20 protein-coding genes are annotated in these 20,495 nt (G+C 51.6%); 3 read left to right on the top strand and 17 right to left on the bottom strand.

Features of this window, described 5'->3' with window-relative positions; genetic code table 11:
- Positions 1-8: 8 nt before the first annotated feature.
- The 8 genes from ACOZIO_RS17910 to dusB form a co-directional block, all read right to left on the bottom strand.
- Positions 9-1,118, bottom strand: coding sequence for an amino acid ABC transporter permease (locus ACOZIO_RS17910; protein ID WP_370278360.1), 1,110 nt, complete (start codon positions 1,116-1,118; stop codon positions 9-11).
- 9 nt (positions 1,119-1,127) lie between these two features.
- On the bottom strand, positions 1,128-2,306 hold the full coding sequence (locus tag ACOZIO_RS17905; RefSeq protein WP_129991963.1) for an amino acid ABC transporter permease: 1,179 nt from the start codon (positions 2,304-2,306) through the stop codon (positions 1,128-1,130).
- 216 nt (positions 2,307-2,522) lie between these two features.
- Positions 2,523-3,548, bottom strand: coding sequence for an amino acid ABC transporter substrate-binding protein (locus tag ACOZIO_RS17900; RefSeq protein ID WP_129954773.1), 1,026 nt, complete (start codon positions 3,546-3,548; stop codon positions 2,523-2,525).
- 410 nt (positions 3,549-3,958) lie between these two features.
- On the bottom strand, positions 3,959-4,144 hold the full coding sequence (locus tag ACOZIO_RS17895) for a hypothetical protein (RefSeq protein ID WP_129954772.1): 186 nt from the start codon (positions 4,142-4,144) through the stop codon (positions 3,959-3,961).
- A 90-nt stretch (positions 4,145-4,234) separates the two neighbouring features.
- Entirely contained in the window at positions 4,235-5,152 is a 918-nt protein-coding gene (lpxP, locus tag ACOZIO_RS17890) for a kdo(2)-lipid IV(A) palmitoleoyltransferase (protein WP_129954771.1), read from the bottom strand.
- A 426-nt stretch (positions 5,153-5,578) separates the two neighbouring features.
- The gene (locus ACOZIO_RS17885; RefSeq protein WP_129954770.1) at positions 5,579-6,007 is read right to left on the bottom strand and encodes a DoxX family protein; all 429 of its coding nucleotides are present in this window, start codon (positions 6,005-6,007) and stop codon (positions 5,579-5,581) included.
- A 201-nt stretch (positions 6,008-6,208) separates the two neighbouring features.
- Positions 6,209-6,505: a DNA-binding transcriptional regulator Fis gene (gene fis, locus ACOZIO_RS17880; RefSeq protein ID WP_004097144.1), complete on the bottom strand. Its 297-nt coding sequence runs from the start codon at positions 6,503-6,505 to the stop codon at positions 6,209-6,211.
- A 21-nt stretch (positions 6,506-6,526) separates the two neighbouring features.
- Positions 6,527-7,492, bottom strand: coding sequence for a tRNA dihydrouridine synthase DusB (dusB, locus tag ACOZIO_RS17875; RefSeq protein ID WP_129954769.1), 966 nt, complete (start codon positions 7,490-7,492; stop codon positions 6,527-6,529).
- Between the two features lie 501 nt (positions 7,493-7,993).
- Between dusB and ACOZIO_RS17870 the strand changes: the two genes are divergently transcribed.
- The gene (locus tag ACOZIO_RS17870) at positions 7,994-8,863 is read left to right on the top strand and encodes a hypothetical protein (protein WP_421595551.1); all 870 of its coding nucleotides are present in this window, start codon (positions 7,994-7,996) and stop codon (positions 8,861-8,863) included.
- A 175-nt stretch (positions 8,864-9,038) separates the two neighbouring features.
- Here the strand turns inward: ACOZIO_RS17870 and ACOZIO_RS17865 are convergent, their stop codons facing one another.
- From ACOZIO_RS17865 to msrP, 9 genes are all read right to left on the bottom strand, one after another.
- Entirely contained in the window at positions 9,039-9,791 is a 753-nt protein-coding gene (locus tag ACOZIO_RS17865) for a carbonic anhydrase (RefSeq protein WP_129954766.1), read from the bottom strand.
- A 146-nt stretch (positions 9,792-9,937) separates the two neighbouring features.
- Positions 9,938-10,822: a 50S ribosomal protein L11 methyltransferase gene (prmA, locus tag ACOZIO_RS17860; protein WP_129954765.1), complete on the bottom strand. Its 885-nt coding sequence runs from the start codon at positions 10,820-10,822 to the stop codon at positions 9,938-9,940.
- Between the two features lie 43 nt (positions 10,823-10,865).
- Entirely contained in the window at positions 10,866-12,311 is a 1,446-nt protein-coding gene (panF, locus tag ACOZIO_RS17855) for a sodium/pantothenate symporter (RefSeq protein ID WP_217138156.1), read from the bottom strand.
- Entirely contained in the window at positions 12,301-12,543 is a 243-nt protein-coding gene (locus tag ACOZIO_RS17850) for a YhdT family protein (RefSeq protein ID WP_165383762.1), read from the bottom strand. Before ACOZIO_RS17850 ends, panF begins: the two co-directional genes overlap by 11 nt.
- An 84-nt stretch (positions 12,544-12,627) precedes the next feature.
- Positions 12,628-13,977 (bottom strand): acetyl-CoA carboxylase biotin carboxylase subunit, encoded by a 1,350-nt coding sequence (gene accC, locus ACOZIO_RS17845; protein ID WP_129954762.1) that lies wholly within the window; start codon positions 13,975-13,977, stop codon positions 12,628-12,630.
- A gap of 11 nt (positions 13,978-13,988) precedes the next feature.
- Positions 13,989-14,453 carry an acetyl-CoA carboxylase biotin carboxyl carrier protein gene (gene accB, locus ACOZIO_RS17840; protein WP_013577296.1) on the bottom strand — a complete coding sequence of 155 codons (465 nt, stop codon included), beginning with the start codon at positions 14,451-14,453 and terminating at the stop codon, positions 13,989-13,991.
- Positions 14,454-14,485: 32 nt separating this feature from the next.
- A complete protein-coding gene (aroQ, locus tag ACOZIO_RS17835) occupies positions 14,486-14,938 on the bottom strand; it encodes a type II 3-dehydroquinate dehydratase (RefSeq protein ID WP_095924388.1) in 453 nt (150 codons plus the stop codon).
- Positions 14,939-15,179: 241 nt separating this feature from the next.
- Positions 15,180-15,782: a protein-methionine-sulfoxide reductase heme-binding subunit MsrQ gene (gene msrQ, locus ACOZIO_RS17830; RefSeq protein WP_129991966.1), complete on the bottom strand. Its 603-nt coding sequence runs from the start codon at positions 15,780-15,782 to the stop codon at positions 15,180-15,182.
- Between the two features lie 18 nt (positions 15,783-15,800).
- Positions 15,801-16,802: a protein-methionine-sulfoxide reductase catalytic subunit MsrP gene (gene msrP, locus ACOZIO_RS17825; RefSeq protein ID WP_217138157.1), complete on the bottom strand. Its 1,002-nt coding sequence runs from the start codon at positions 16,800-16,802 to the stop codon at positions 15,801-15,803.
- A 319-nt stretch (positions 16,803-17,121) separates the two neighbouring features.
- Here msrP and csrD point away from each other — a divergent pair, with 319 nt between their 5' ends.
- Together csrD and mreB are read left to right on the top strand one after the other, a co-directional pair.
- Complete coding sequence (gene csrD, locus ACOZIO_RS17820) at positions 17,122-19,056, top strand: RNase E specificity factor CsrD (RefSeq protein ID WP_266061072.1); 1,935 nt, start codon at positions 17,122-17,124, stop codon at positions 19,054-19,056.
- A 355-nt stretch (positions 19,057-19,411) separates the two neighbouring features.
- Entirely contained in the window at positions 19,412-20,455 is a 1,044-nt protein-coding gene (gene mreB / locus ACOZIO_RS17815) for a rod shape-determining protein MreB (protein WP_013577291.1), read from the top strand.
- Positions 20,456-20,495 lie beyond the last annotated feature (40 nt).

The raw sequence follows: 20,495 nt of genomic DNA, 5'->3' as shown, positions 1-20,495 counted from the left end.
GGTTTACCTCAGTGTGCGGAACGTCCGGTGTGAAAGCGTCTTTCCAAATGCTGGCTATAACGCGACATGCTAAAACAGAAAATCCAGTAGACGGCGGCGGCGAAGACATAGCCTTCGGTCGACATGCCGAGCCATTCGGGATCGACGGTGGCTTGCTGAACGCTGCTAAACAAGTCGAACAGGCCGATAATGATCACCAGACTGGTGTCCTTGAACAGCGCGATAATGGTATTGACCAGACCCGGTATCACCATTTTCAGCGCTTGCGGCAGAATGACTAAGCCTTGCGTTTTCCAGTAGCCGAGCGCCAGTGACTCGGCGGCCTCGGTCTGACCTTTCGGCAGCGCCTGTAACCCGCCGCGTACCACTTCCGCGACGTACGCGGACTGGAACAACACAACCCCCACCAGTGCACGCACCAGTTTGTCGATATTTGTCCCTTCGGTCATAAACAGCGGCAGCATCACCGAGGACATAAACAGCACGGTGATAAGCGGCACGCCGCGCCAGAATTCGATGAAAATCACTGAGAGAATGCGCACGACAGGCAGGCTTGAACGCCGTGCCAGCGCCAGCATAATGCCCAGCGGTAACGCACCGGCAATACCGACTGCGGCAATGATCAGCGTCAGCGTCAGGCCGCCCCATTGGCGGGTTTCGACGCGACTCAGCCCCAGGAAACCGCCGTACAGCATGATCCAGGTGAAAATCGGGAAGAGCACCATCCAGCACGCGATATAACGTCCGCGCCGGGGCATGGCTTTAAAGAAGATCGGCGCAAGAGTCAGCAGACCGACGATCAGTGTGACGTTGATACGCCAGCGTTGATCGAACGGATACAGCCCGTACATGAATTGCCCGAAACGTGCATGGACAAAGACCCAGCACGCGCCAGCTTTGGTGCAGTCAGTGCGCGCGGTGCCGACCCAGTTGGCCTGGAAAATCACCCAGTTCAACAACGGGGGGATCACCAGCCACATCAGCCATATACAGAACAAAGTCAGCAGGCTGTTAAACCAGCTGGAGAAGAGATTTTTACGCGCCCAGAGCACGGCGATACCAAGTGGCGTACCGGGCTTCACGGCTCTGACTCCCGGAGGAAGTGTTGTCATTGTCATGGGATTCCCTTAACGCTCGACCAGTGCGATACGGCGGTTGTAAATGTTCATCAGGAAGGAAATTACCAGGCTGATGATCAGGTAGACTGACATCGTAATAGCAATGGTTTCAATCGCCTGACCGGTCTGGTTGAGCACGGTACCGGCGAACAGCGATACCATATCCGGATAGCCAATTGCTGCCGCCAGAGAAGAGTTTTTCACGATGTTCAGATACTGACTGGTCAGTGGTGGAATAATCACCCGCATCGCCTGCGGCAAAATGACCTGACGCAGAGTGACCGGATTCGGCAGACCTAACGAACGGGCGGCCTCATGCTGACCGTGCGAAACAGACTGGATACCGGAGCGGATTACTTCGGCGATAAAGGTTGAGGTATAGACCGATAACGCCAGCGTTAACGCTGCCAGTTCCGGGATCAACACCATGCCGCCACGGAAGTTGAAACCGCGCAGTGCAGGCTCGTCCCAGTGCAATGCAGGCCCGAAAAACAGGTGTGCCAGCGCCGGAAATACAACGATCATGACAATCGCCCAAGGCCAGATATGCCAGATCCGGCCGGTGTGTATCTGTCGGAAATGGTTGTAGCGTTGCAGTGCAATGATGCCAAAAATAGCCAGCAGCACGGCGATAAAACCCGCCAGACTTCCCGGTGCCAGTTCCGGTGACGGCAGGTACAGACCGCGGTTACTGACAAAAGCCAGGTCAAAAGCATTCAGGCTTTGACGCGGCCCCGGCAGGTTACGCAGTACGGCGAAATACCAGAAGAAGATTTGCAGCAGCGGTGGAATGTTGCGGAACGTTTCGATATACACCGTCGAGACTTTACGAATCAGCCAGTTATCGGAAAGGCGCCCTAAGCCGATAATGAACCCGAGAATCGAGGCAAAAACGATACACAACGCAGAAACCAGCAGGGTATTCAGCAGACCGATAACAAATACGCGCGCATAGGTGTCGCCTTCCTGATAGTCAATCAGATGCTGAACAATGCCGAAACCGGCACCTTTTTCAAGAAACGCAAATCCCGAGGTGATCCCTCGTGTTGTCAGATTGGTAATGGTGTTGTGGAGCAGGTAACCCAGACAGGCCACCAGCAACACCACCGCGAAAATTTGGTAAATCCAGGCTCGTACGGCTGGGTTTGCCAGCGAGAACGAGACTTTTCCGGTTGGGCGTTGCGACATAAGAACCTCGACCTGCAGGTAAAACAGTGGAAGTGATGCACCGGGGAACGACCGGTCCATCAGCTTCCTTTATCAGACTGAACTTTTGTTTATCCAAAGTAACTGGCGTTGCAGCAAGGCGGCAAGGGAGGGAATCCCGATGAGCTGACACGGGTCAGTGATTCGGGTGACCGAATGCCGCTAACGCCGCTGCAACGTCAAGTACGAAGGATAAAATCAACGGACAGGGGGAGCGTACTGGATGCCGCCTTTATTCCAGAGGGCGTTCTGGCCACGTTTAATTTTCAACTCGCTGCCCTGACCGACGTTGCGCTCGAAGCTTTCGCCGTAGTTACCCACTTGCTTAACGATTTTCACGACCCAGTCGTTAGGCACTTTCAGGTCAGCACCGTAAGTCCCGGTTTTGCCCAGCAGGTTGCTCATATCAGGTGTCGTCGGGTTAGCCGCCAGTTGAACAACGTTCTGAGAAGTCACGCCCATTTCTTCAGCATTGAGCATCGCGAACAGTGACCAGCGAACGATCGCCAGCCAGTCTTCATCACCACGGCGCACAACAGGTCCCAGCGGTTCTTTAGAGATAACTTCCGGCAGCACAATGAAATCATCCGGTTTGCCCAGTTTGATACGCAGTGCATACAGCTGAGACTGGTCAGAAGCCAGGGTGTCACAACGACCGGAGTCCAGCGCTTTGGCGCTTTCATCTGAACGGTCAAAGGTCACCGGGGTGTAAGTCATTTTGTTGGCTTTGAAGTAATCAGCCACGTTCAGCTCGGTATCTGTACCGGCCTGCAGACAGACCGTTGCGCCATCGAGTTCTTTGGCGCTTTTCAGACCCGCTTTCTGGTGGGTCAGGAAGCCGATACCGTCGTAGTAGTTTACGCCGGCGAAAATCATGCCCATGCCCGCATCGCGGGAAGAGGTCCAGGTGGTATTACGGGACAGGATATCCACTTCGCCAGACTGCAGGGCGGTGAAGCGCTCTTTCGCGGTCAGCGGGGTATATTTCACTTTCTCAGAATCACCAAACACCGCAGCAGCCACCGCGCGGCACACATCAACGTCGATACCGGTAAATTTGCCTTTGGAGTCAGCGTAAGAGAAGCCTGGCAAGCCATCGCTAATACCGCACTGAATAAAGCCTTTCTTTTTTACTGCATCCAGAGTGGTACCTGCATGAGCCTGACCAGCCAGTGTCACGAAGCTTGCTGCGGCAATCAGTGTTGAGAGCAATATTTTTTTCATAAAGCGTCCTGTGAGACAAAACTGAAAATTATTATTGTGTGAGTGCCGGAGCACCCTGTCTGTTATGGGGCAACGCCCTCTGCACCTGTCTTTGCAAAGGGAGTGCCAACATGAAAAATGCCCCATCAATCAAGTTGCATAGAGGAATTGCACAGTAACATTGACGAGGTGTATAAAATTTATTGCTCTCTTTCAGTGCGTGGTCAATGTGACTGCCTTAAATGAGTGCGGAATATTTCAATATTGGAGTGCAGATCGCGATGTTTGCAGCGAAGTGAAATATGCCCTCATATTTGGAAAAAAAATGAGGCAAAACCATGAGCAAATCTCTCAGTTCGGATGAGCTGAGAGATAAATTGGCATAACGGGGTGTAAAACCGGGGCAGTGCAGCGGAGAAAAACGGGACGTCTTATTTGGCCTGATCTTTACTGCCTGTGATCAGTTTGCGTGCAGCCGCGATCTGGTCGCTATCCGGTGCTTTGGGTTTGGCTTTATTGAGCGCGGTGCTGAGGCCTGAACGTCCCCAGAGGTCAAAGCTGTCATCATCTTTGAGATGGTCGAAGATAGACGGTGTTGCGTCGTTTTTTTTAGCCATGAAAGTTACAGATCTCTTAATGGGATGCGATGAATGAAAAAAGCCCGACGCGGTGGCATCGGGCTGAGGGTTTATCCACTCTTGCGCTTATCAATAAAGCGAAGGTGCACCCGCCGGGCGGGTTTTAAAGCGGCGGTGCAGCCAGAGATACTGATCGGGTGCACGCATAATTTCTTTTTCGATTACCCGGTTCATGTAGGCGGCGGCTGCCATTTCATCATCGAGCGGGTAATCCTGTAATTGAGGCTGGATCACCAGTTCATAACCGGTACCGCCAGCTTTACGTACCAGCACGACAGTCACCAGCGCAGGTTTTGCCAGACGTGCCAGCATAAAGGTTCCGCTGGTGGTTGCGGCCTGATCGACCGCAAACAGAGGGGCAAATACGCTGCCGCGCGGGCCGTAATCCTGATCCGGTGCAAACCAGACGGCTTCGCCTTTTTTCAGCGCGTGAACCATACCGCGTAAATCTTTGCGATCGAGCATCGCCTTGTTAGACCGCATACGGCCCCAGGTCTGCACAAATTCCATCGCTTTATTGTTGTGCGGTCGGTACATCGCCATCATCGGCTGACATAAGCCCATCGCACGGCCGCCTAATTCCAGCGACATAAAGTGTACGCCAATCACCAGCACACCCTGTTTATTTTCCTGCGCCTTTTTCAGGTTATGCAGGCCGCTGACGTCAAACCAGCGTTTTACACGGGCGTCCGACCAGAACCAGGCCATGCCGGTTTCCAGCAGACCCATGCCGAGGGATTCAAAGTTGCTGATGATGCGCGCTTCGACCTGATCAGAAGGGATATCCGGGAAGCACAATTGCAGGTTACGGCGCGTTATTGATACACGGCGTTTCAGGAAGCGCATGGACGTTCGGCCCAACCAGATGCCGAGGCGATTTAACACCGGATAAGGGAGTTGAACCAGCAGGAACAGAACGCCAAGACCAAACCAGGTCAGCCAGTAACGTGGACGTAAAAAAGATGCGCGAAAACGAGGAGATGTCATAAAAGCCCAATCATATGCATAAAAAACCGGGGGTAACGCGTCAGGGGTTTGCTCAGTCGCGATACGGATTGTCTGTTAAAGAGTGGGACAACATCAAGGTGTAAACGTTTTCGAAAGTACACAAATTGACTCACTTTTACTTAATCAAGACATAATTTTAAAAGGCGGGATCGCGAAGCTGAAGGGCTGTCCGTAGGCGTTGAGCGGGGCGAATACGACTCTTGAAGCAAGTATAACATGCCGCGTGATCTAACCGCAGAGGGGAATCGTCCGATAAACGCACTATTTACTGTTTCTTTACGGAAGGGTTTACACAACAAAATGAAAACGCTACCGAAAGAAGGGAGTTTTCCTTCAGACGTCGCAGTTACACCCGCAGGATATTTCAGCACGCTCCTTTGGCGAAGCATGCTGAAAAGGGGAGTATCAGCGATATAACGGATTACTCATCACAGAATATCGGCCACTGCCATACAGTGCGATCACTACAGCAGCCATGAAATAATAAACGATATCTTCAATTGCCCATGCGCCGACCGGAGAGAGCGCGAAGGTGTGGTGGACACCAACCATCAGCCAGGCGACGACCATGGTCGCAGCCGCAGAGAGCGCCGCGAGGCGGGTGAAAATCCCCAGTATCATCATAACAGGAGCGATCACCTCACCAATGATCACGCCGTAGGCGACAAATGCCGGAATACCATATCCTGCCAGCATGCCCTGAATGCCGCCCAGTCCGTCGTGCAGCTTATGCCAGCCGTGAAAAATCAGCAGGCCATAGGTGATCCGCAACAGCAAAATCGCCAGATCCGGTTTGTTCAGTGCAGCGGTAAAACGGAGATAAAGTTGCTTCATCAGTATCACTCCTGGAGACATTTTATTGTCTCTATAAAGTAATTCTTAATCACTGAATGCAGGGGATAATTATTCTCATTTGGGTTGATCTGGATTAGGTTTTGCGCAGATTTTGGACTAAAGGTTTTTTCGATAAAGCAGAAAACAAAAAGGCGCTCCCCTTACGGAAAAGCGCCTTTTTAAGACATTAACTGATGAATATCAGTTCATGCCGTATTTTTTCAATTTCTTACGCAGCGTACCGCGGTTGATACCCATCATCAGGGCCGCACGAGTCTGGTTGCCACGGGTATACTGCATCACCATGTCTAACAGTGGCTGTTCAACTTCAGCCAATACCAACTCATACAGGTCATTCACGTCCTGACCATTCAATTGAGCAAAATAGCCCTTAAGTGCTTGTTTTACCGAGTCACGCAGAGGCTTTTGAGTCACCTGATCTTGTGAGTTTACGGTAGAAACGGTCAGTACGTCAGAATTCACGCGTTGTTCGAACATAGTTCTGTCAGCTCTTTTTTGTTACGCAAGATTTTCGAAATATGCTTCCAACGCCTCCAGCTGTTCGCTGGCATCCTCTATGGCGTTGAAGGAGCGCCGAAACTGGTCATTTGGGGCATGCTCCTGGAGATACCAGGAAACGTGCTTACGGGCGATACGGAATCCCTTGCCTTGACCGTAAAAGTCGTGCAATTCCCGTACGTGCCCTATTAACAAGCGCTGAACCTCACCCATAGAAGGTGGAGGTAACAACTCCCCTGTGTCCAGATAATGCTGGATTTCCCGGAAGATCCAGGGTCTCCCCTGAGCGGCACGTCCTATCATCAGAGCATCAGCTCCGGTGTAGTCGAGTACCGCCCTGGCTTTATGCGGGTCAGTTATGTCGCCATTCGCGATAATCGGAATGGAAACATTCTGCTTAACTGTCCGAATACTGTCGTACTCTGCTTCTCCATTGAAGAGACAGGCACGGGTTCGGCCATGAATTGTCAGGGCCTGAATTCCACAGTCTTCAGCCAATTGGGCAATTTGTACACAGTTACGGTGTTCCGGTGCCCATCCAGTACGGATTTTCAACGTGACTGGCACATCTACTGCATTCACAACGGTCGTCAGGATTTGTTTAACCAAATCCGGATACTGCAGTAATGCAGAACCTGCCAGTTTGCGGTTCACTTTCTTGGCCGGGCAGCCCATATTGATATCAATGATTTGCGCACCGCTTTCCACGTTAATTCGTGCAGCGGCCGCCATATCTTCGGGGTCACAACCGGCAATTTGCACGGCGCGGATCCCCGGTTCATCGTTATGTACCATACGCAAACGTGACTTATCCGTCCGCCACACCTCCGGATTGGAGGAGAGCATTTCAGATACTGCCATCCCAGCCCCCATCGCATGACATAAGGCACGAAATGGTCGGTCAGTGATACCGGCCATCGGGGCCGCAATCAGGCAATTTGTAAGCTGGTGGTGTCCGATGCGCATGAACTAGGAATGACCATACTGATGTCCGCAAGGGCGCGTATATTACGCATTTTCGTTGCGATATGAAAGGCCAAACTTTGAGCAATTGGATAAGAAAATGCCTTGCTTGCGATGTAAGTCACTGCATTTTGATTTTTTATCTTTGTTTTACATGGCGTTATCATGATGTGGTTAAATTGTGCGCTTGTGCAAATTCCTAATATCTCTCTGAATCCCCCTCATATAACAGTTGATTCTAAGGGTAGATTTGCCCTTTTAAGCAGCAACAACCACAAAATTCCGTGATGTAGATCACTCTTTGGTCAAAAATACGTCTCACCGACTGCCGCAGGATGAGTTCAGACTTGTCTGGCCTAAAGGCTGCGCTGTTCCCCTTTTTCTCCGCTCCCAGCGTATGGGATAAACCCTAATAATAAGCATGCTAAATGTATCATGTAGAGAAACAGGATTTTTATTACTATTTGGTTGAATTATGATCGCCCCTTATTTTGGAGACGGGTCATGTTTGAACAAATTATTGAAGAATTTCAAAACGGGGACATTATTTATGGTCTGGATGCTCCCCGGGATGCGGTGTGCCGGGCGATTAGAAGCACGATGAGAGACAACGGTATATTTATTAAAATATTACGCCACGGGAGAAAGCGACAGGATATTATTATTCAAAATCAACTGACCAACAGTGTGGTCAATGTTTCAAAAATAAGCCACCGGCTGCATGCGCCCGGAAAGTTTTACTCGCCTGATAGACAAATCCGCTCAAGAGGAGAAGCGACCGCGGATCCGAAAAGGGCGATCCAATTTAAGCATTTTTTACGTAACCATCAAAAATGGAACCTGGAAAACGGAATATCTCCGCACCAGATAAAATCAGTTCATCAGGCACAATACATACACTGGGGAAAAACAGTTGAAGTGGATATTTCTCGTTTGAAAAATGCGAGGATACGGCAACTATCCCCCAAAAATTCTAATACAAACCTCGATATTGCTAAAGAAGCATGGATTCGGGCCAGTAAAGCCGGGCTGGAGTTTCAAACCAAAACCAGAAATAAAAGGGTGCATTTTATCCTTGATGAAATCGCGTTTGAGCGGGTTATTGAAAAGAGACCGGGCGATATTACCAGCGCTGAAATAAGATGGCTTTACCGTAACCGGGGTAATCCTCAGGTCGCCAATAATGTGGTTTACTGGCTGGGTGGCGTTAAAGTTATGCCGCCCTGGGAATGCGAGCCTATTTCATCCATATTTTCCCGGTACCTGCCTCGCTCAGAATATCCTGGAATTAATCAGGAGTGCCAGGAGCTGTCAGTATGCTTTAACAATCTTAATGATTATGTTAATAAGGAAGACGAGATCACGAGACTGTAATTTATCAGACAGTATTGAGTGATATACCGGCTACGGAAAATAACAGGGAGTCATATTTCAGCCGGTATATTTCTGTGTATGAAATATCGCAGAGAATACATGGAATAGAGGAAGGGCATCAGGTTTTAAATATAAGGCAGCGGGCCCGCTCTGCTGCCTTGAAGGGGAAGCGCAATTATTGCGCGACGATGACCCGGCCATGCAGCCCTTGCACCGGGCGATTATTCGCATGATGCATCGCATGCTGGAATTTCTCCAACTGGGTTTCAGACAATGTCTGAGGCTCTTTAACCACCAGCCAGCGTACCCCTTCTGTGCACGGTGGAGTGGTCAGTGAGCCGCTGAAGCGGTAATGCGTCAGGTCTTTTGGCATCAGGCTAAGAAGATCAACTTTCGTCTTCAGTGCGACAGGTTCTCCGGCTTTATCAGGCATTTGTTGCCATATTTTTTCCAGTCCGGCATTAGCCTTGCCGGTTTCAAACATCACCGCAATCACCGCAATCTCCCCTTCAGCATTCATATGAACAAAATGCGCCTCCATCGGGAAGGATTTACCGTTGAGGGTATTTTCGCTCGGGGAATGGAAATGGAATTGTTGCAGAACGAATTTTTCGCCGTCCAGTGTAACGAAGTCCCCCTGCTGAACATTTACCTGCACGCTGTGACCGTTATTAATGACACTGACCGGTGGCAACTGATAGCTGAGCTTAAGCGGGCGGGGGTGCACCTGTAATGCATCTTTGATATCGATAGGCGACTGTGCTTTACCCTGTTCACACAGATAAAAATCAGGGCTGAGTTTCGACCAGTTTTGCGGGGCAGTGTCGCCATCATATGACCAGTGCGACGCTTCGTTTGCGCAGGCGGGTTGTGCAGAAACTGACAAGGTCAGTGCGGCCAGCGCGGCAGAGAATAATTTTCCTTTCAAGAGATATCCCTTTCATGTGTTGAGTAATAAAACCTCGCAAAGTGTAAGGGTTTTGTGCGGCAGGAGAAATATGAGAACAGGTCGTAAAAGAGTTTTAGAAGAAAATCCGCTCTTTCTGCACAAACAGAAAGAGCGGGGAACATAAATCAGGCTTTTTTAATGCCGGTGATGCGGCACCACTCTTCTTTCTCGGCCACCGGATCCAGGTCAAACTTGTCTTTATAGGCATCCGCCACGCTTTGTGCCTGGCTGGCCAGTACGCCGGACAGTCCCAGATGGCCGCCTGCGACCGGCAGTACACTGATAAGGGGAGCCAGTTCGCGCAAAGGGCCTGCCAGAATGTTGGCGACTACCACGTCGGCCGACAGATCCTCAGGCTGGTCTTGCGGCAGATACAGCGACAGACCCTCTGAAACACCGTTACGTTCGGCATTATCACGGCTGGCCTGTATGGCCTGCGGATCGATGTCGATCCCGACCACATGCTTTGCGCCCAGCTTCAGCGCGGCGATCGCCAGAATGCCGGAGCCGCAACCGAAGTCGATCACGGTTTTACCGTTCAGATCCAGACTGTCTAGCCATTGCAAACACATGGCCGTGGTCGGGTGAGTACCCGTACCAAACGCCAGCCCCGGATCCAGCATGACGTTCACGGCATTCGGATCCGGCACATCGCGCCAGCTCGGGCAAATCCACAGACGCTCGCCAAAACGCATGGGATGGAAGTTATCCATCCATTCGCGTTCCCAGTCTTTGTCTTCCAGTTGTTCGATTTTATGCGCAAAACCTTTGCCCAGCAGCGGTGCGTTTTCCAGTATAGCGATCACTTCGTCCATATCGGTTTCCGCGTCGTAAAGGCCAATAGCGTCAGTATCCCCCCACAACAGGGTTTCGCCGGGCAGCGGTTCGAAAACCGGGTTATCGTGAGTATCCTGGAAAGTCACGGATACCGCGCCACTTTCGATAAGCGCATCACTCAGCGTTTCCGCGTCGTTACCGGTGGTATTAATCTTCAGTTGGATCCAAGGCATAGCCATTCTCTTCTTAACAATCTGTAATAGCACTACCGTCCGTTCAGGACGGCCTGAGTACGGTTTCGCGTGGCTGTTTGCCAAATTTATTGCCGGCATAAAACGCCAGCAGGCTCAGCAACAGCGACGGCACAATCGGATGCAGACCGGCAATATGCAGGTCAAGACTGGCGAGCAGGGTATAACAAACTGCGCCAACAATCATTGCGCTCAGCGCGCCCGCAGCGTTTGCCCGTTCCCAGTACAAACCGAGCACCAGCGGCCACAGGAACACCGCTTCCAGCCCGCCGAATGCCAGCAGGTTCAGCCAGATAATCATTTCCGGCGGACGCCATGCGGCCAGCAACACCAATAATCCCAGTATAAAGGTGGCCCAGCTTGATAAGCGTTTTAACTTACGCTCGTTAGTCAGTTGCTCCGGTTTAATACCGAGGTACAAGTCTTTAACGATAGTCGCTGATGACTGCAAAAGTTGCGCATTGATGGTCGACATAATGGCAGCCATCGGCGCGGCAAGAAAGATACCGGCGGCGTAAGGGGGGAGTACGGTGATCATCAATGTCGGGATAACCTGGTCTGGGATTTTCAGATCAGGCAATACCGCACGTCCCAGCGCGCCGGCCAGATGCATACCGAACATCAAAACGGCGACCACAATCGTGCCGAGCACAATGCCACGGTGTACCGCTTTGCTGTCTTTGTAGGAAATACAGCGCACAGCGGTATGCGGCAGGCCGATCACACCAAAGCACACCAAAATCCAGAAAGACGCCATAAAGGGCAGTGAAAGGACGTCATCTCCGCCATGCACGGACACCAGTTTCGGGTCGATTTGCCGGAGCTTATCTACCGCGCTGTGCAGACCCCCTGCGGCGTGAATGACGGCGATCAACAGCAAAATAGTGCCGAGCAGCATCACCAGCCCCTGCATGGCATCATTGAGGACGCTGGCACGGAAGCCGCCAAAGGCGGTGTACAGCGCAATACTGATGCCGAAGATCAGCAGACCGGTGTCATAAGGAATACCCGCCGCCGTTTCCAGCAAGCGTGCGCCACCGATGAACTGGACGGTCATCGCACCCAGAAACGCCACCAGCAAGCTCAGGCTTGCCAGCCAGACCAGTAAGCGGCTCTGGTAGCGCGCAAAAAGCATGTCGTTCAGCGTGACCGCATTATAACGACGCGCCAGAATGGCAAATTTTTTACCCAGTACGCCGAGTGAAAGCCAGACGGCAGGCAGTTGAATCATCGCCAGTAATACCCAGCCAAGACCAAATTTGTAGGCCGCACCGGGGCCGCCGATAAAGGAACTGGCACTGATGTAGGTGGCGGTCAGGGTCATGGCCAGTACGAAACCACCCATTGAACGGTTACCGAGGAAATATTCGGTCAGAAAGTTGCCCTGTTCGCGGCGGGTATAGGCATAGACAGACAACCCGAAAACCAGCAGTAAGTAGGCAATCAGTGGCAATAAGACTTCAGTCTGCATTAATGTCCTCCAGCGGAATATCGCGATAAATCACGCGAACCATCAACCAGCTTAAAAGAACGAAAATCAGCGGTACCAGCAGGCAGGCCATTTCAAACCAGTGCGGCAGACCGGTGATACCCTGTTTGTCGTCAGGAATATACGCAGCAAAACACCATGCCAGCAGATAGGCAATCGTTAGCCCGAATGCCCAGCGGGCTTCGCGGTTGGCTTGCAAAAAACGTTTATCCAATGCCATTTATTTGTCTCCCCTCAAAACGTAAAAAAGGCCGGAATATCCGGCCTTGATAAGAGAGTACGCAACGGTACGGTCTTTTTATTTTTCCTGCAAACCGAGTTTTTTCTCAAGATAGTGGATGTTGGTGCCACCATGCTGGAAATTCTCGTCGTCCATAATGCGCATTTGCAGTTCAATGTTGGTTTTGATGCCGTCGATGATCAGCTCTGCCAGTGCATTTTTCATGCGGGCAATGGCCACTTCACGGGTTTCGCCGTAAGTGATCAGTTTACCGATCATGGAATCGTAGTACGGAGGCACAGTGTAGCCTGCGTAAATATGGGATTCCCAACGAACACCAAAGCCGCCAGGTGCGTGGAAGCGGGTGATTTTGCCCGGGCTTGGCAGGAAGGTATTAGGGTCTTCCGCGTTAATACGGCATTCCACCGCATGGCCTTTGACCTTCACTTCGCTTTGTTTGATCGACAGCGGCTGGCCGGATGCAATACGCAGCTGTTCTTTGATCAAATCCACACCGGTGATCATCTCGGTAACCGGATGCTCAACCTGGATACGGGTGTTCATTTCGATGAAGAAGAACTCGCCGTTTTCGTACAGGAATTCGAAAGTACCTGCGCCACGGTAGCCAATATCCACACAGGCTTTGGCGCAACGTTCGCCGATGAAACGACGAAGATCTTCCGTAATGCCTGGTGCTGGCGCTTCTTCGACGACTTTCTGGTGACGACGCTGCATGGAGCAGTCACGTTCAGCCAGATAAACGGCGTTGCCCTGACCATCAGCCAGTACCTGAATTTCCACATGACGTGGGTTTTCCAGGTATTTTTCCATGTAAACCATGTCATTGTTGAAAGCCGCTTTGGCTTCCGCACGGGTCATGGAGATGGATTGCTCGAGGTCTTTGTCGCTGCGGACAACACGCATACCACGACCGCCGCCGCCGCCAGACGCTTTGATGATGACCGGATAGCCGATGCGTTTTGCGAAGGCACGGTTTTGGTCCATATCATCGCCCAGCGGGCCGTCAGAGCCTGGTACACAAGGTACGCCGGCTGCTTTCATCGCATGGATCGCAGAAACTTTATCACCCATCAGGCGGATAGTTTCAGCTTTCGGGCCGATGAAAATAAAACCAGAACGCTCAACCTGCTCTGCAAAATCGGCATTCTCGGACAGGAAACCGTAGCCCGGGTGGATAGCCACCGCGCCAGTGATTTCCGCCGCCGCGATAATGGCAGGGATGTTCAGATAGCTTTTTACTGAAGCTGCAGGGCCGATACAGACGGTTTCGTCTGCCAGCAGCACATGTTTCAGGTCACGGTCAGCGGTGGAGTGCACAGCAACGGTTTTGATGCCCATTTCTTTACAGGCACGCAAAATACGCAGGGCGATTTCGCCGCGGTTCGCGATAACAATTTTATCTACCATGGTACGCCTCGTTATTCGATGACGACCAGCGGCTCGTCGAATTCAACCGGTTGGCCGCTTTCTACCAGAATTGCTTTAACAACACCGGATTTGTCTGCTTCGATTTGGTTCATCATTTTCATCGCTTCAACGATACACAAGGTATCACCCGCGTTCACTTTCTGACCCACTTCGATGAAGGCTTTAGCGTCCGGGCTTGGCGTACGGTAGAACGTCCCTACCATCGGTGAGCGAACGATATGGCCACTGATTGCTGCCGGAGCCGCTTCTGCTGGTGCAGCCGCAGGGGCAACCGCAGCAGCCAGGCCTGGCTGTTGTTGTACAGGCATGGCATAAGCCTGTTGCATCATAGGATAAGCCTGCGCAGGTGCAGCACGGCTGATACGAACTGACTCTTCGCCTTCAGAAATTTCCAGTTCAGAAATGCCTGATTCTTCAACCAGTTCGATCAGTTTTTTAATTTTACGAATATCCATGGGTGTGATTCCGGACTCTTTTTGCGTAGAAATTAGTGGGTTTTTGACAAGCGGTTAACCGCTGCCTGTAATGCAAAGTGGTAGCCATCTGCGCCAAGTCCGCAAATAACGCCCACTGCGATGTCGGAAAGATAGGAATGGTGCCGGAACGCCTCACGGGCATGTACATTCGACAGATGGATCTCGATAAACGGAATCGATACCCCCAGTAATGCATCGCGCAGCGCCACGCTGGTATGGGTAAAGGCCGCGGGATTGATCAAGATAAAATCGACGTTTCCGCGTGCCTGATGAATACGTTCAATCAGGACATGTTCTGCGTTGGATTGCAGATGGCTCAGTGCCACACCGGCAGCAGCAGCCTGAACTTCCAAACCTTTAACAATATCGTTGAGCGTGGTGTGTCCGTACGTTTCAGGCTCACGGGTCCCTAACAAATTCAGGTTAGGTCCGTTCAGTAGCAAAATGTCAAACTTATGCGCCATTGTGAGCCTATCTCCGGCAATTAGACAAAGATTGTAGAAAATACCCTGATGTCACCGGTTTGTCACCTTTTTCGCGGCAAATCAGCCCGTATCTTCGGCATGAGGTCGGGCATTATAATGATATCGTGGCAATTCGCAGCTAAATACTGGTCTTATCAGCGAAGATAATCAACCCTCGACGGGTGAATGTGCGCGCAATTGGCGAAATTCTGAGAGGCTGTGCCTACGCGCTTTCCCCGGTTTATCGCAGCCACTGACGGAATTTTTTATAGCGCAAGGCCAGCACGATGGCGGCAAGTGTTGCATAGATGATCGGTTGTGGTGACAACACTTTGACTGACCAAAGGTAATGGATCGGCGCCAGTATGGCGATCAGATAGATGAGATTATGTAGCTTTTGCCAGCCAGCGCCCATTTTACGCTGGGCCCACAGTGTCGACGTACAGGCCAGCGCCAGCAGGAGGATCCAGCAGATGATACCCAGTGTGAGGTACGGGCGGGAAATCAGCTCGCTGCCCAGCAGGCGGATATTGTTAATCCCCAGTTCGAGGAATGAATAGCTCAGAAGATGCAGGGTTCCCCACGCGAAACACCATAATCCCAGCAAACGACGGGTGCGGATCAGCAACGGTTGTTTGCCATAGCGCGCGACAGGCGTCACCAGCAGTGTCACCAGCAAAAATTTCAGAGTCATCCTACCGGTAAAATGCTGAATATCTTTTGCCGGATCGGCGCTGAACCAGCCCTGGTTGATGGACAGCAGGAGCCAGAGAAAGGGCAGAATGGCAGCAAGATAAATAATGACTTTCAATCCGGTAATACTGGCAGGGCTTAAACGACGCATAGCTGAACGGCCTCTTCCTTAATAGAACTTACGCAAATCCATACCGTGATACAGCGACGCCACCTGATCGGCATAGCCATTGAACAGCAACGTCGGCTGGCGCTGAACGTCCAGCAACCCGCCGGAACCGATAAAACGTTCCGTCGCCTGCGACCAGCGCGGGTGATCCACATGCGGGTTCACGTTGGCATAAAATCCGTATTCGTTGGAGGCAATCTGGTTCCAGGTGGTCGGCGGTTCATCCTGAGTAAATTTGATGTTCACGATGGATTTAATCCCCTTGAAGCCGTACTTCCATGGAATGGTCAGACGGATGGGTGCGCCGTTTTGTGGCGGCAGTGCTTTGCCATAAACACCCACGGTCAGCATCGCCAGCGGATTCATCGCTTCATCTATACGCAGCCCTTCAACATAGGGATAATTCAGCCCGCCGCCGATAAAACGGTCTTTCTGCCCTGGCATATGTTCCGGATCATATAAGGTAGTGAAGGCGACATAACGCGCTTTGCTGGTCGGCTCTGCCAGTTTGAGAATTTCACTCAGCTGGAAACCCACCCACGGCACCACCATCGACCAGGCTTCAACACAACGCATCCGGTAGATACGCTGCTCGAGCGGGAAACGCTTCATGATGTCATCCATATCCAGCGTGATCGGTTTAGCGACTTCGCCTTCTATTTTTAACGTCCACGGTGACGTGATCAGTTGCCCGGCATTGGCGGCAGGATCGGCTTTATCCAGCCCGAACTCATAGAAGTTGTTGTAGCCGGAAACTTTGTCCTCGGGGGTGAGTGTCAGGTCATTTTGATAAGCAGCGGGCTTGGTGAAATCCAGCGGTTTACCGGCTGGGGCGGCCGGGCGGTCATGACCTTTGAACCAGGAAAGGATATCCGCACGTGCGTTTTGAGGGACTGCGAGTGCCGCGGCACTGATCCCCAGCGCCTGCAAAACTTTGCGTCGGTCATAAAAAATACTTTCGGGTGTGATGTCTGCTTCGGTCAGTTTGCGGGGTGTGGACATAGCATTCTCCGGCATTCTCATTGTTGCGATTCATTTTTTTATGGTTATAGACAGAGCATGGCGTGAAAACGGCGGCTTTGCGAGATATCGCGCTAAAAAACCGCATCCTGCCGGCAGATATTGAGTCAGCGTTTACTGTTTATATAAGAATTCCGAATTGATTGGTTTTTGTATTGCTATGCTATGAATGTATACACACGACTCTTTGGTAAATTTCTCCTTTCATCGCGTTTTTCTGTTTTATAGTAGCGGCGTTTTTTCGTAGCAGGCTCAGAGAAAGGGTTTGTTTCCTCCTCACCGTAGCGAGTAAGGCACAGGGATGCGATTTACTACCAGACTATCGGCACTGATGACGATGTTAGTCGCGCTGGCAATGTTACTGATGTTGCTTGGCGTCACTTTCAGCTTTATCTATCTGAATAAACAAGACACTGAGCAACACCTTCAGGCGCTTGCAACAACCTATGATCAGGCGTTGCTGACGCACACTCCCGCAGAAGCCCAGCGCTGGATGCCACAGGCTATGCGCATGCTCGATGTGACTGATATCGAAGTCAAACTTAATGACACCACTGTTTTTGAATACCATGAGCGTCCGGATGTGCATCGCTCGTGGGACAGCGTGATGCCGGAATATGACACTGCCATTATCCCGCTGATGCAAAATCACGCCATGTCGCTGCATATTTCCTATGTTGATCCTGTCAGCAGCTATATCCGCTCCCTGCGTTCTACATTCACGATTGGGATCGCCATTCTGCTCATGCTGGCTATGCTGCTGCTGAGTTTTCGCTGGTTACGTCAGGAAACGGACGGCGTGGAAAAACTGGAAGACCGCGCGGTCAGAATATTACGCGGCGAACGTGAAGGATTGTCCGGTGATGTGGGCGAATGGCCGCATGCTGCCAGCAGCGCAATAGATCGTCTGCTGACGGATCTGAATGAAGCACGCGAGCAGCGCAGCCGCGTGGATACCCTGATCCGCGCTTATGCTCAGCAGGATGCGCAAACCGGCCTCAGTAACCGCCTGTTCTTTGACAATCAGCTTGCGACACAACTGGAAGAAAAGGGCGCGCACGGTGTGCTGATGTTATTGCGCTTGCCAGATTTCGACACTATGCGCGAAACGCACGGTCAGGCCGTGGTCGAAGAACTGCGTTCGGCGATGGTGAATCTGTTATCGACATTCGTGATGCGTCATGTCGATGCGCTGCTGGCACGTTATTTTCACAGTGATTTTGCCGTGCTGTTGCCACACCGTACCTTAAAGGAAGCGGAAGTGATGGCCTCCCAGCTCGTCAATGCGCTTGGCGTTCTGCCGACCTCGTCGCTGATTGACCGTGACGCGCTGATGTATATCGGCATCAGTGCTTACCGTTTCGGCCAGACACCGGATCAGGTGATGGATATGGCTGAGCAGGCGACGCGGCATGCGGCGTTCCAGGGAAGTAACAGCTGGTTTATTTACGATAAAAATGTGCCGGAAAAAGGCCGTGGCAGTGTGCGCTGGCGGACACTGCTTGAAAATACACTGGCGCGCGGCGGCCCGCGTCTTTATCAGAAACCCGCGTTCACCCGGGACAACAAACCCGATCACCGTGAATTACAGCGCCGGGTCTTCGATGGTGAGCAGGAATTGCTGGCGGCGGAGTTTATTCCGCTGGTGGTGCAGTTCGGACTCTCGCAAAGCTTTGACCGGGTGATGTTAAGTCAGATTATTCCGTTACTTAACCGTTGGCCGGACGAAACGTTAGCATTTCACCTGACGGTTGATTCATTATTGCAGCGCTCATTTGTGCGCTGGCTGCGCGATACCTTGTTGCAGTGCGAAAGATCGCAACGAAATCGAATTTTGATTGAACTTGCTGAGGCCGATCTCTGTCAACATACCGACCGGCTACGTCCTTCGATCAGATTATTACAGGGTTTAGGCTGTCGTCTGGCTGTTTCCCAGGCCGGACTGACGGTGGTCAGTACCTCTTATCTGAAAACTTTTCCCGTGGAAAGAGTCAAGCTTCATCCTGGATTAGTGCGTGACATTGATAAAAGGGTTGAAAATCAGCTCTTTGTACAAAGCTTACTCAGTGCATGCGAAGGGACTCAGGCGCGGGTATTTGCCTCCGGCGTGCGGACAAAAGAGGAATGGGCTGTCCTGCTGAAAAGCGGGATCCACGGCGGGCAGGGGGATTTTTTTGCCGGTCCGGAGCCTGTTGAACCGGTCGGTAAAAAATATTCACACAACCGCGATGTTTAAGTGACCGTTAATGCATTATTTAACGTAGAATGAGCCAGCTTTTGACCTACGCCCTTGTCTGCTAGCCGGTGCTTGTGCTCAGGCCGCAGATGGAGGGAAGATGTTGGTAAAAGTGTAAGAATTTATGTGCGGTGTTGCTACTTCGCCTGGGTGCCTGCCCGAGGTAAACCGAGCCTGCGAGACAGAATTATTTCGCAGTGCCATCAGCCTCAAAAAGTCACAGCAAGTGAATGGCGACATCGCGGACAATTTTCACGGAAGCAGGACGTTTTTGCGCCTTGTCGCTGCTTCGCGTGGTTGGTAAAGTAGGCGGATTTTATTTTCCGCCCCCAGCTAGCAGGATTATCCCTTCGTTATGTTTAAGAAATTTCGTGGCATGTTTTCCAACGACTTGTCCATCGACCTGGGTACCGCCAATACCCTCATTTATGTAAAAGGACAAGGCATCGTGCTGAATGAGCCATCAGTTGTGGCTATTCGTCAGGATCGTGCTGGTTCACCTAAAAGCGTTGCTGCTGTTGGTCACGACGCAAAACAGATGCTGGGTCGTACTCCTGGCAATATCGCCGCTATTCGTCCAATGAAAGACGGCGTTATCGCTGACTTCTTCGTGACGGAGAAAATGCTGCAACACTTCATCAAGCAAGTTCACAGCAACAGTTTCATGCGCCCAAGCCCGCGCGTGCTGGTGTGTGTACCAGTGGGTGCAACTCAGGTTGAACGCCGTGCTATCCGTGAATCTGCACAAGGTGCAGGCGCGCGTGAAGTGTTCCTGATTGAAGAGCCGATGGCGGCGGCAATTGGTGCCGGCCTGCCGGTATCTGAAGCGACCGGTTCAATGGTGGTGGATATCGGTGGTGGTACCACAGAAGTTGCCGTCATCTCCCTGAACGGCGTGGTGTATTCCTCTTCTGTGCGTATCGGCGGCGATCGTTTCGACGAAGCTATCATTAATTACGTACGCCGTAATTACGGTTCACTGATCGGTGAAGCAACGGCTGAGCGTATCAAGCACAGCATCGGTTCTGCCTATCCAGGTGATGAAGTGCATGAAATCGAAGTGCGCGGCCGTAACCTGGCTGAGGGTGTTCCACGTGGTTTCACGCTGAACTCCAACGAAATTCTGGAAGCCTTACAAGAGCCGCTGACCGGTATCGTCAGCGCGGTAATGGTTGCGCTGGAACAATGTCCGCCAGAACTGGCTTCCGACATCTCCGAGCGCGGCATGGTGCTGACCGGCGGTGGCGCATTACTGCGTAACCTTGATCGTCTGCTGATGGAAGAAACAGGTATCCCTGTTGTTGTCGCAGAAGATCCACTGACCTGCGTCGCCCGTGGCGGTGGTAAAGCATTAGAAATGATCGACATGCACGGCGGCGACTTATTCAGCGAAGAGTAATCTCAGCCAAGACTGGCTGATTTAAGCAAGTCTTGTTGCA

The sequence above is a fragment of the Rahnella sp. PD4 genome, from assembly GCF_049199325.1.
Classification (GTDB): Bacteria; Pseudomonadota; Gammaproteobacteria; order Enterobacterales; family Enterobacteriaceae; genus Rahnella; species Rahnella perminowiae.
The sequence above is the reverse complement of the archived record's forward strand: the minus strand, read 5'-3'. Positions and strand labels throughout refer to the sequence as shown.

What these genes read in the sequence shown, in the direction of transcription:
- ACOZIO_RS17910 (WP_370278360.1), bottom strand. Translation starts at nt 1,118, where the DNA reads ATGACAATGACAACACTTCCTCCGGGAGTCAGAGCCGTGAAGCCCGGT.
- ACOZIO_RS17905 (WP_129991963.1), bottom strand. Translation starts at nt 2,306, where the DNA reads ATGTCGCAACGCCCAACCGGAAAAGTCTCGTTCTCGCTGGCAAACCCA.
- ACOZIO_RS17900 (WP_129954773.1), bottom strand. Translation starts at nt 3,548, where the DNA reads ATGAAAAAAATATTGCTCTCAACACTGATTGCCGCAGCAAGCTTCGTG.
- ACOZIO_RS17895 (WP_129954772.1), bottom strand. Translation starts at nt 4,144, where the DNA reads ATGGCTAAAAAAAACGACGCAACACCGTCTATCTTCGACCATCTCAAA.
- lpxP (WP_129954771.1), bottom strand. Translation starts at nt 5,152, where the DNA reads ATGACATCTCCTCGTTTTCGCGCATCTTTTTTACGTCCACGTTACTGG.
- ACOZIO_RS17885 (WP_129954770.1), bottom strand. Translation starts at nt 6,007, where the DNA reads ATGAAGCAACTTTATCTCCGTTTTACCGCTGCACTGAACAAACCGGAT.
- fis (WP_004097144.1), bottom strand. Translation starts at nt 6,505, where the DNA reads ATGTTCGAACAACGCGTGAATTCTGACGTACTGACCGTTTCTACCGTA.
- dusB (WP_129954769.1), bottom strand. Translation starts at nt 7,492, where the DNA reads ATGCGCATCGGACACCACCAGCTTACAAATTGCCTGATTGCGGCCCCG.
- ACOZIO_RS17870 (WP_421595551.1), top strand. Translation starts at nt 7,994, where the DNA reads ATGTTTGAACAAATTATTGAAGAATTTCAAAACGGGGACATTATTTAT.
- prmA (WP_129954765.1), bottom strand. Translation starts at nt 10,822, where the DNA reads ATGCCTTGGATCCAACTGAAGATTAATACCACCGGTAACGACGCGGAA.
- panF (WP_217138156.1), bottom strand. Translation starts at nt 12,311, where the DNA reads ATGCAGACTGAAGTCTTATTGCCACTGATTGCCTACTTACTGCTGGTT.
- accC (WP_129954762.1), bottom strand. Translation starts at nt 13,977, where the DNA reads ATGGTAGATAAAATTGTTATCGCGAACCGCGGCGAAATCGCCCTGCGT.
- accB (WP_013577296.1), bottom strand. Translation starts at nt 14,453, where the DNA reads ATGGATATTCGTAAAATTAAAAAACTGATCGAACTGGTTGAAGAATCA.
- aroQ (WP_095924388.1), bottom strand. Translation starts at nt 14,938, where the DNA reads ATGGCGCATAAGTTTGACATTTTGCTACTGAACGGACCTAACCTGAAT.
- msrQ (WP_129991966.1), bottom strand. Translation starts at nt 15,782, where the DNA reads ATGCGTCGTTTAAGCCCTGCCAGTATTACCGGATTGAAAGTCATTATT.
- msrP (WP_217138157.1), bottom strand. Translation starts at nt 16,802, where the DNA reads ATGTCCACACCCCGCAAACTGACCGAAGCAGACATCACACCCGAAAGT.
- csrD (WP_266061072.1), top strand. Translation starts at nt 17,122, where the DNA reads ATGCGATTTACTACCAGACTATCGGCACTGATGACGATGTTAGTCGCG.
- mreB (WP_013577291.1), top strand. Translation starts at nt 19,412, where the DNA reads ATGTTTAAGAAATTTCGTGGCATGTTTTCCAACGACTTGTCCATCGAC.